Raw genomic sequence first — 9778 nt, forward strand, 5'->3', positions numbered from 1 at the left:
CGAGATGCCCTGCTTGACGGCCTCGTCGGTCGGCATGCCGCGGTCGTGCAGCTCCCGGACGCGGGAGAGGATGAACACGTGGTAGTCCATCGACAACCCGAACAGGACGACGAAGAGGAACAGCGGCAGCCAGTTCGTCACCCCGCCGATCGAGTCGTAGCCCAGCAGCGACTCCAGGCGGCCGTCCTGGAACACCAGCACCAGGATCCCGTAGGCGGCCCCGATCGAGAACAGGTTCAGGATGATCGCCTTGATCGGGATCACGATCGAGCGGAACGTGACCAGCATCAGCAGGAAGGCCAGCCCGAACACGAAGGTGAAGATCAGCGGCAGCCGGCTCGTGAGCTGGCTGGCGAAGTCCTTCGAGCTGGCGGCATCGCCGCTGACGTTCACAGTGGCGCCTTCGGCCCGGCCGACCGTGGCCGGGATGATCGTGCCGCGCAGCTCGTCGAGGCCCCGCACCGATGCGGGATCGGTGCCGTTGCCGGGGGTCGGGACGTCGATCTGGGCGACCGTGCCGTCGGCGCTGTAGGTGACCTCGGTTCCGGGCAGGAACGCCTTGGAGTGGTTGACTTGCGTCCGCAGCGCCGCGATGCCCGCGGCGGTGGCGCCGGAGCGGACGTCGTCGGCCTGGACCACCACCGTCGCCGTGACGCCCTGGGTCGGGAACACGGCCCTGACCTTGTCGTAGGTCTTGATGATCGGCAGGTTCTGCGGCATCTGGTCGATGCCGCTGGTGACGACCCTCAACTGCAGCGCGGGGATCGCCAGCAGGATGAGGAGCCCGCCGGCCAGGACGATCGAGAGGCCGGGGCGGGCCATGACGCGACCGGTCAGCGCCTCCCAGAAGCGGGAGCGGCCCGCGGGGTGACGCAGGCGGCCGATCAGCGGGACGCGGCCCTTGTCGACCCGGTCGCCGAGCCAGGACAGCATGGCCGGCAACACCGTCAGCGAGGCGAACATGGCGATCGCGACGACGAGGATGGCGCCCTCGGCGAACGAGATGAACGACTTGTCGCCGCTGATGAACATGCCGGCCATCGCGACGATGACCGTCACGCCGGAGATCAGCACCGCGCGACCCGAGGTCGCGGCGGCGGCCACCAGCGCGGCCTGCTCGCTGCGGCCGGCGGCGCGTTCCTCCCGTTCACGCCGCAGGTAGAAGAGCGAGTAGTCGACCCCGACGGCCAGGCCGATCATCAGGACGACCGCCGCGAGGTTCGCGTCGACGGGCAGCACCCCGCTGGGCAGCGCGACGAGGCCGAGGGCCGCCAGCACCGAGGTGATCCCGATGAGCAGCGGCAGGCCGGCCGCCACCAGCGTGCCGAAGGTGAGGGTGAGGATGATCAGCGTGACCGGCAGAGACAGCTCCCCCGCCTTCGCGAGGTCCTCGCCGATCACCTTGTTGACGGCCTTGTTGGCGCTGGCGCCGCCGAACTGCTCGATGTCCAGCGCCGGGTGGCGAGCCTGAGCGGCCGCGACGGCCGCGAGGCTGGCGTCGACCCGGTCTCGCGCCTCGTTCGAGTCGCCGGCGATCTGGAAGTTCACCAGCGCTGCGTGGCCGTCGGCCGAGACGTCGTTGCCGTCGTCGATGGCCACCGTCTCCTGCCCAAGCAGCCGCAGACGCCGTCCTGACTCACCCCGGCGGTCGTGACCCCTCGCGGCGTCGCGGGTGTACGCTCGGCTCGAGCCTCGCCTCAGAATGCGGCGGGGTGGCCCTTGCGGCTCCCCCTTCTGGCCGGCCTTTGGCACGTCGACCCTCAGCGGTCCGCGCCTCCTACCAGCCAGGTGCCGGTGTGTCCATGTCTCTTTCATCGCCGGAGCGGGGCTTGTCGTGCTGACACGCCTCGCGCACGTGATCGTCCGACACCGCCGGGCGGTGATCGGCGCCTGGCTTGTGCTCACCCTCTTCGGCGTCTTCGCCGCAGGGCAGGTGTCGACGCGTTGGTATCAGAGCCTTTCGATCCCCGGCAAGCCGGCGTACGAGGCAAGTCAGCGGACGCTGAACGGGCTCGGCGTCGGCGCACGCCCACCGAGCGTCGTCGCCTTCCACACGAGCGGTGACGCGACCAAGAGCGATCCGATCAGGCAGGCGATGCGGCGGGCCGCCGCCACGATGCCCGGCGCGCGCACCAGCTCGTACTTCTCCACGGGCAACCTGATGTACGTCTCGCGCGACCGGCACACGACCTTCGCAGAGGTGTATCCGCCGGGTGCCGCGCGGCTCGACGTCCTGAGCGGCGCGAAGGAGATGCGTGCGGCGGCCGCGAGCGGCCTGGCGGGCGGGATCACCGTCAACGTCACGGGTCGCGACGCGCTGGGGGAAGCGAGCATGCATGGCTCAGGCGGCGGTTCGAGCGTGCTGCTGGAGGCGGTGATCGGCGGGGTCGGCGCGCTCGTGATCCTGCTGTTCGTGTTCGGCACGCTGCCGGCGGTGATGGTGCCGCTCGCCGTCGCCATCGCCGCGATCCTCAACACGTTCACGCTCGTCTGGGCGCTGACCTACATCACGGACGTCTCGATCATCGTCCAGTTCCTGATCGCCCTCGTCGGCCTCGGCGTGGCGATCGACTACGCGCTGCTGATGATCTTCCGCTTCCGCGACGAGCTGCGCGAAGGCGCCGACGTCGAGGTCGCGCTCACCGAGACGATGACCCACGCCGGCCGCTCGGTGATCGTGTCGGGCTCCACGGTCGCGCTGGGGCTGCTGTCGATGGTCGCGCTGCCGCTGCCGCTGCTCCGCTCGGTGGGCATCGGCGGCATGCTGATCCCCGCCGTCTCCGTGCTCGCGGCGATCACCCTGCTGCCGGCGCTGCTGGCCGTTCTCGGCGAGCGCATCAACAGCGTCCGGCTGATGCCCAAGCGCCTGGTCGACCACGGCCATCCCGAAGACGGCGCATGGGGCCGCTGGGCGCGCTTCGTACTCCGGCGGCCGGTCGCGGTCGCGGCGATCGGGCTGGTGATGGTCGCCGTGCTCGCGGGCCTGGCCACGCAGCTGAACCCCAGCGAGGCGCAGCTGAGCAACTTCCCCGGCACCGGCACCGCGATCGCCGGCCGGCAGATGCTCGCCGACGCGCAGATCAGCCCCGGCGTGATGAAGCCGCTCAACGTCCTCGTCGAGCACGGCGGCGACGCCGAGCAGGTCGCGGCGAAGCTGCGCACCGTCCCCGGGGTCGTCGGCGCGAGCGCGCCGCCCACGTGGCGCCGTGGGGACAACTCACTGGTGGAGGCGTTCCCGGCGATCGACGGGTCCGCGCCCGGCATCCAGGCGATCATCGATCGCACCAACGGCGCCCTGCAGGGGACCGACGGCACGCTGACCGGCATCGCCGCCGTCGACCGCGACTTCGTGCATGCCCTCTTCGGCAGTGCGCCGTACGTGCTCGCGCTCGTCCTGCTCCTGACGCTGATCCTGCTCACCCGGGCGTTCCGATCGGTCGTGCTCGCGATCAAGGCGGTGGTGCTCAACGTCCTCTCGCTCGCCGCGGCCTTCGGGATCGTCGTCTTCGTGTTCCAGCAAGGCCACGGCTCCTCGCTGTGGAACATCGAGGCGACCCAGTCCATCACGGCCTACATCCCCGTGATGATCTTCGCCTTCCTCTATGGCCTCTCGATGGACTACGAGGTCTTCATGCTCTCGCGCATGCGCGAGGCATACGACGAGACCGGCTCAACCGACAAGGCGATCGAGCTCGGGCTCGCACGGACGGGGCAAGCTCGTGACCAGCGGCGCCCTGATCCTCATGTTCGCGTTCCTGGTGCTCTCCACGAGCCCCGGCTACGAGATCAAGCCCCTCGCGATCGGCATCGCCGCAGGCATCATCTTCGACGCCACGGTCATCCGCGCCCTGCTCGTGCCGGCGCTGATGCGACTGCTCGGCGACGCCAACTGGTGGATGCCCAACTGGACGAGGATCGTTCTGCGTCTCCCCCGAGAGCCCGCGCCGCAGGTCGCGGCCGAGAGCGCATAGCGCACGAAAGCCTGGGAACACGCCCGAGAACGACCCGCTCCGAAAACCGCGCGCGCCCCGGTTGCTCTCAGGTATTTCCTTGACCGCTGTGTGAGCCAGGATCTTTGGCTCTGGGACTCACGTTCTTGGTTTCGCCGGTCGGGGTCGTTCGAGGGCTATCTCATGTTGTTGTCCCTGGTCGGCCGGGCCGGCCGCCCGGACAACCTGAGAACGTCGTGTCGCGTGCGACGGTGTAGGAGCAGGCCGATCGCCGCCGCGGCGATCACGGCGCACGCGATGCCCAGCCAGCCGCCGACGGCGCTGCCGGCTACGGCGCCGATGACGGCCGGGCCGACCGCGCAGCACAGGACCATCAGCACCCCGCCCCCGATCAGGGCGGCACCGGAACGCCCGCGGGTCTCCTCCTTGGTGCTCATCAGGCCGCCTGCGGCTGGCCGCGAAATGCGTCGACGAGCTCGGCCAGGACCACCTCGGCGCCCTCGGGCGCGTCGATGGTGAGCAGCACGGTGTCGGGCTCCTCGGTGACGGCGATCGTTCCGACACCGTCCGCCGCGTCGAAGAGCTCGAAGTCGCCAAGCGCGCGGGCTTCACGCTCGACGAGGCGCGCCTGCTGCTTGAGCGCAGCGACGCCGGCTCCCCGGCGTTCGAGTCGCTGCGCGAGCTCGCCGCGCGCAAGCTGCCCGACGTCGACGCGCTCATCGCCCAGGCGCAGGCGATGCACGCCTGGCTGCTGACCGCCACCGACTGCTCGTGCACGACGCTCGACGTCTGCGGCCTGTTCGCCGCCGACACGCAGCACCCACCCCACCGCGATGACGCCGAGCCGCTGCGCATCACCCACGTCGGCCCCATAAGAACGCGGTAGACGCACGGCAACAGGAAGCACGAGGGGTCTGCGAACGCCGCCGCTGCACGCGTCGAGTCGCTACGCAGCCGGGGTCAATCGGCCAGGCCCAGGCCACCTACGAAGGGCATCGGCGGCCTTTCGCGACATCACGCTCGACGACCTCGGCCACCACGGCACCGACATCGACATCTGGATCTGCGACGCCATGGGCTTGGACGACTACCACGGCGGGCACGGACGCGCACGATTGCAGCTGACCGTCCTCGAAGACCTCAACAACGACGCGACCGAGGAGAGCGAGCGGTGACCGCCGACGATCTGCCTTGCGGGCTATGCCGGAGATGGTCCGGGCCTGCAAGCGCCCGGTCGCGTTGCAGTTGTGGATCATGATCCCGCAGCCCGGCGTCACGACGCTCACCACAGCGCCGAGACCGAGGAACTTCAACGTCTCGCGGAGGGCTACTCGTTGCCAAGCGAGATCGGCGCAGAAGCCATGGCGCGCCACGTGCTCGCCCGGACGCTGACGCAGCAGGGCGTGCAGCAGTTCATGGAGCCCCGCAACCCGCTGTTGCCCGGGGGCGTCAGTCCGCTGCAGGCGCTGGACGACCATCCCGTCGCGGTCGTCCGCGAAGCAGTGGCCATCACCTACGGGCAGACCACCTAGCCAACGACGAGGGTCTGCCGTAACTATCGCGTGGGGGCTAGGGTTTCGGTACGCGTGGCGAGTGGCTGTCCGGCTTCGATGCCGCCAAGGAGCTTGGTTTCTCGCCCGTCGCGCCTGCTTCCGCTCTTGCCTCGAAGCAGCAGCGCGGCAACGACTTGGTCGCTGATCGCAGCGCTGCCGCTGTTCGTCTGGAGCGAGCGTGTATTCGCCGTTGGCGGAGACGACCGCTTGTCGCGTCCATCCGCACCTTCGGGAACCAGAGCTGGTTAGCGAGGGAGGGGGATGGCGGCCGCAATCAGCGTGCCGCCGTCGGCCGGGCTCTCTACGCGGAGCTGGCCGTCGAGGGCGGCGAGCCGGTCAGCGAGCCCTACGAGGCCAGTTCCGTCACGCCGAGCGCCTCCGACGCCGTCGTCGCGTACCTGGACGGCCAGCGTGCCGTGCTCGATCCGCGCCGTCACCTCGGCGTGTCCGGCGCACGCGTGTTTGGCGACGTTGGTCAGCGCCTCGGCGACCACGAAGTAGGCGGTCGCCTCGACCGCGGCGGGCAGCCGGCCCACGGACACGTCGATGTCGACCGGCAACGGCATCCGCGACGCCAGCGCGTCGACGCCCGCGCCAAGTCCGCCCCGGGTGAGTGCCCCGGGCAGGATGCCGTGCGCGAGCTCGCGCAACTCGGCCGTCGCGTGCTGGGCGTTGTCGAGCGCCTCGCTCACCAGGGCGGGGGCGTCCTGCTCCCCGTTCTGCAAGGCCTGCTGTGCCAGCTTGAGCGTGACGACCGTGTGGACGAGCCGCTGCTGCGCGCCGTCGTGCAGGTCGCGGGTCACGCGCCGGCGCTCGTCGTCGGTCGCCGCCACGATCCGCGCCCGCGACGCCGCCAGCTCCGTCTGCGCTTCGGCGTTGGCGATCGCCGCCGCGACGAGCTCCGCGAAGGACGCGAGACGCATCTCGGTGTCGGCCGGCAGCGGGTGCTCGGTCGAGGGCAGGGTCATCACACCCCAGACGCGGCCCTCGACGACGATCGGCGCCCCGACCGACGAGACAAAGCCCCGCTCGCGGATGGCGACCCCGAGCCGCCCGGAAAAATTGCCATAGTTGTCGATCCGGGCCGAACGGCCGGTCTCGAAGACCACCGTGCTGACGTTCTTGCCCCCGAGCGGCCACCGACTGCCGACGGGGAAGCCGTCAGCCAATCCCTTCGAGATCGCGACGATCGTCATCGTGGCGTCGGGCTCGTAGCGGCACAGGGTCGCGTCCTCGGCGGGAAACACCCGCCCGACCTCCAGGACGACCGCCGTGAACAGCTCCTCCGGCGACGTCCCGTGCGCCACCAGCGTCGCGACGCGCCGCACCGCGGCCTGCTCCGCCGCGAGCCGCGCTGACTCCCGCCAACGCCCCGCCAACTGGCTCACCACCACCGCCGCCGCCGCGAACGCTGACAGTCGCAGCCAGTTCCGCGGGTCGGCGGCGTCGAGCGAATGCGGAGGTACGAATAAGAAGTCGTACGCGGCCGTGCTGGCCACCGACACCAGCACGCCGAACGCCGTGCCCCACACGATGGCGACCGGCAGCACCGCGAAGAGATAGAGCGCCGCGACGGTCGACGCCGCAGGGTCCCCCTCCAGCAGCTCGAGCACGCCGCTCACCGCCGCGACCAGAGCGACGCTCACGAACCATCCGCTCAACCGTCGGCGGATCGGCCGTCTCATACGACCATGATGATCGCTGGCCGTGATCCGTAAGTACAGCAGCCCGATCGCGACGGCGATCGTCCTGTCCAGGCGCGGCACGCGACGATCATGTGGCACGCGACCGTCACGCGCGCCCGACGTGATCGTCGGGCGCAGGAGCGCTCTCGTTCTGAGCACGCCGGGCGATCACGAGCCCGGCGTCCCACCCCGGCGCGCGGCCGCCCGGCGGAGGGAGGATGCGCTCGCCGTCCAGTCCGCAGCGGACGATGAGCCAGGAGACGACCGAGTTGGAGTTCCACATGTCGCCGGTGTGCAGCTCGTCGCGCCCCCAGACCGGCGTCGGGACGTCGCGCACCAGATCGAGCACGCAGCGTGCGCGCTCGGCGTCCGACGCAAGCCGGCGCGGGCTGTCGACCGCCTCGGTCACGTCCGGGATTCGTCCATCGCGCCAGCAGCGCACCTCGTAGCGGAAGAGCCGCAGCCGCCCGGCGAGGCGACTGCCGACCGCACCCTCGGCGACGACGCCACGCCCGGGGGCGTGTTCATTCCACACGGGGGACATCTCGATGACGTAGCGCTTACCGCCGAGATCGACCTCCAGCGCCGAGTGGTAGAGCGCGGAGGGCAGGCGTCGGGCGCGCAGTGCCGCGGCCGCCTCGTAGAGCCGACCGTTGAGGCGCACGAAGTGCCCGCCCGCCCCGAGCGGCAGCCAGTACAGGTCAACCGAGGCACTCACGCCCGTCACGTCAGTCTCCTCCTACCCCGTCGCGGCAGCGCGCCTGCGAACGGGTGCCGCGGCCACTACCCGATCCGCTCGTCGATGCGAACGTGGACGGTGTCGCCCGCCTCCTTGCCGATCGTGTTTCGGAGCGTGGCCTTGACGGGCAGCCTGTGCGTGCCATCGCCCTGGGCCATCAGCGCGCCGGCGAACGGCTCGCCGTCGATCGCGCCGCGGATCTTCACAAGTCCTCGCGTGCCGAAGAGCTCGGCCGCATCGTCCATCACCACGCACGTCCACGCACCGGGGTTGTCGCCCTTCTGAAGTTGGGCGTCGAACTCTCTCAACATGGCTCCTCAGACTCTCGCACGCGACCGAGGCCATCGCCAGGCCGGCCGCCGTCCCTTTCGCCTGCCAGCGCTAGCGAGCCGCGCGACGAGGACTGCTGCTTCGATGCGGAGAAGCACGGACGCGCTCCTCGTATTCGTCCATTGCGACAGTGAGGGCGCCTCAGGCGCGGCTATCGCGTCTGCCCCCAAGCAGCAGTGTGGCTACCCCTGGTCCGGCTGCTCGCCGCGCTGCGCTGATCGGCCCGCACCAGCGGCCACCAGCCGCTGTTGAGGTTGCGTCGGCGAGCCCGCGTCGACTCTCCGTTGTCCAGCCGAGATAGCGCCCGGTGGCGGTGGTCCTCGGCTTGGCCGTCGCGTTCCCCGCAGGGGTTGCGCGAGTCATACTGGCGGCGAGCCTGGCCGGCGGGCCGCGGCCTCGCGATGTCGAGCCCGAGAGCAAGGAGCGTGCATCGACGTGGGCAGCGAGCCGCCCTCAGTGCCGCAGTCCCAGAGCGAGCTGGAGGAGTTCTTCGATCTCGCGCTCGACCTGATGGTCATCGTCGGGTTTGACGGCTACGTCAAGCGGGTGAACCCGGCGTACGCGCGCACGCTCGGCTACCCGCTGCGCGAGCTGCTTTCCCGGCCGTTTTTGGAGTTCGTCCACCCGGAAGACCGTCCGTCGGTGCGCGACCAGTTCCGCGAGTTCGGCGGCGGCGACAATGACGTGGTCGGCTTCGAGAACCGCGTCATCTGTCGCGACGGCTCGGTGCGCTGGCTTCAGTGGAACACGCGGACCATGCCCGAGCGAGGCGTCATCTTCGGCATCGGCAGAGACGTGACCGACCGGCGGCGCGCCGACGCCGAGCTGCGCGAGGCGCACCGGATGGTCGAGGCGAGCCGCGATGAGCTCGCCCGGCTCGCCGAGGAGCAGGCCGCGCTGCGACGGGTCGCGACGCTGGTGGCGCACGGGACGTCGCCGGAGGAGCTCTTCGCGGCGGTCGTCGAGGAGGCCGAGCGCGTGTTTCCCGGCCAGCACGCGGCCATGGCTCGCTACGAGTCCGGCACCACGATGACGACCGTCGCGATCTCGGAGGGTTTGGCTGACGGCTTCCCCGTCGGCAGTCGGTGGCCGCTCGGGGGAAAGAACATCAGCGCGGTGGTCTTCGAGACCGGTCGTTCGGGCCGGATCGACAGCTATCACAATGTTTCCGGGCGGGTCGGGGTTGCCATTCGCGAGCAGGGCCTCAGCTCAACGGTCGCGGCGCCGATCGTCGTCCAGGGCCGCCTCTGGGGTGTGATCGCCCTGGCCTCGACGGAGCCGCTGTCGGCCGACGCCGAGGCGCGTCTCGCGTCCTTCGCGGAGCTCGTCGCGACGGCGATCGCCAACGCCGAAGCGCAGACGGAGGTGGCGGCCTCGCGGGCGCGGATCGTGGCGGCGACCGACGAGGAGCGCCGGCGCGTGACCCGCGACCTGCACGACGGCGCGCAGCAGCGGCTCGTCCACACGATCATCACGCTCAAGCTGGCTCAGCGTGCCGACCACGAGCAGGCCAGGGCGCTG

The 9778-nt window shown here is 70.5% G+C and carries 10 protein-coding genes; 4 read left to right on the forward strand and 6 right to left on the reverse strand.

From position 1 onward, the window contains the following. On the reverse strand, positions 1 to 1599 hold a 1599-nt coding region (locus VK501_RS11560; RefSeq protein WP_324337567.1), incomplete at its 3' end, for an MMPL family transporter. Between the two features lie 235 nt (positions 1600 to 1834). Here VK501_RS11560 and VK501_RS11565 point away from each other — a divergent pair. After that, the gene (locus tag VK501_RS11565) at positions 1835 to 4054 is read left to right on the forward strand and encodes an MMPL family transporter (protein WP_324337568.1); all 2220 of its coding nucleotides are present in this window, start codon (positions 1835 to 1837) and stop codon (positions 4052 to 4054) included. Positions 4055 to 4126: 72 nt separating this feature from the next. Here VK501_RS11565 and VK501_RS11570 read toward each other — a convergent pair whose 3' ends face one another. Beyond that, positions 4127 to 4387 carry a hypothetical protein gene (locus tag VK501_RS11570; protein WP_324337569.1) on the reverse strand — a complete coding sequence of 87 codons (261 nt, stop codon included), beginning with the start codon at positions 4385 to 4387 and terminating at the stop codon, positions 4127 to 4129. A gap of 194 nt (positions 4388 to 4581) precedes the next feature. On the opposite strand from VK501_RS11570, the gene VK501_RS28920 reads away from it, so the two are divergent. Next, entirely contained in the window at positions 4582 to 4836 is a 255-nt protein-coding gene (locus tag VK501_RS28920; protein WP_414641172.1) for a hypothetical protein, read from the forward strand. 97 nt (positions 4837 to 4933) lie between these two features. Here VK501_RS28920 and VK501_RS11580 read toward each other — a convergent pair whose 3' ends face one another. Continuing rightward, entirely contained in the window at positions 4934 to 5323 is a 390-nt protein-coding gene (locus tag VK501_RS11580; protein ID WP_324337571.1) for a hypothetical protein, read from the reverse strand. Here VK501_RS11580 and VK501_RS11585 point away from each other — a divergent pair. Next, complete coding sequence (locus VK501_RS11585; RefSeq protein ID WP_324337572.1) at positions 5312 to 5482, forward strand: hypothetical protein; 171 nt, start codon at positions 5312 to 5314, stop codon at positions 5480 to 5482. The two genes, VK501_RS11580 and VK501_RS11585, sit on opposite strands and share 12 nt — an antisense overlap. A 266-nt stretch (positions 5483 to 5748) precedes the next feature. On the opposite strand, the gene VK501_RS11590 is transcribed toward VK501_RS11585, so the two are convergent. The 3 genes from VK501_RS11590 to VK501_RS11600 all read right to left on the reverse strand — a co-directional run bounded on the left by VK501_RS11590 (position 5749) and on the right by VK501_RS11600 (position 8238). Then, a complete protein-coding gene (locus VK501_RS11590) occupies positions 5749 to 7149 on the reverse strand; it encodes a DUF4118 domain-containing protein (RefSeq protein WP_324337573.1) in 1401 nt (466 codons plus the stop codon). A 145-nt stretch (positions 7150 to 7294) separates the two neighbouring features. After that, the gene (locus tag VK501_RS11595; RefSeq protein ID WP_324337574.1) at positions 7295 to 7915 is read right to left on the reverse strand and encodes a hypothetical protein; all 621 of its coding nucleotides are present in this window, start codon (positions 7913 to 7915) and stop codon (positions 7295 to 7297) included. Between the two features lie 56 nt (positions 7916 to 7971). Continuing rightward, positions 7972 to 8238 carry a DUF1905 domain-containing protein gene (locus VK501_RS11600; RefSeq protein ID WP_349261002.1) on the reverse strand — a complete coding sequence of 89 codons (267 nt, stop codon included), beginning with the start codon at positions 8236 to 8238 and terminating at the stop codon, positions 7972 to 7974. Positions 8239 to 8692: 454 nt separating this feature from the next. Here VK501_RS11600 and VK501_RS11605 point away from each other — a divergent pair. Continuing rightward, a partial coding sequence (locus tag VK501_RS11605) for a PAS domain S-box protein (RefSeq protein ID WP_324337576.1) occupies positions 8693 to 9778 on the forward strand: 1086 nt, incomplete at its 3' end.

The organism is Baekduia sp. (assembly GCF_035318805.1).
In the GTDB taxonomy this organism is placed as follows: domain Bacteria; phylum Actinomycetota; class Thermoleophilia; order Solirubrobacterales; family Solirubrobacteraceae; genus Baekduia.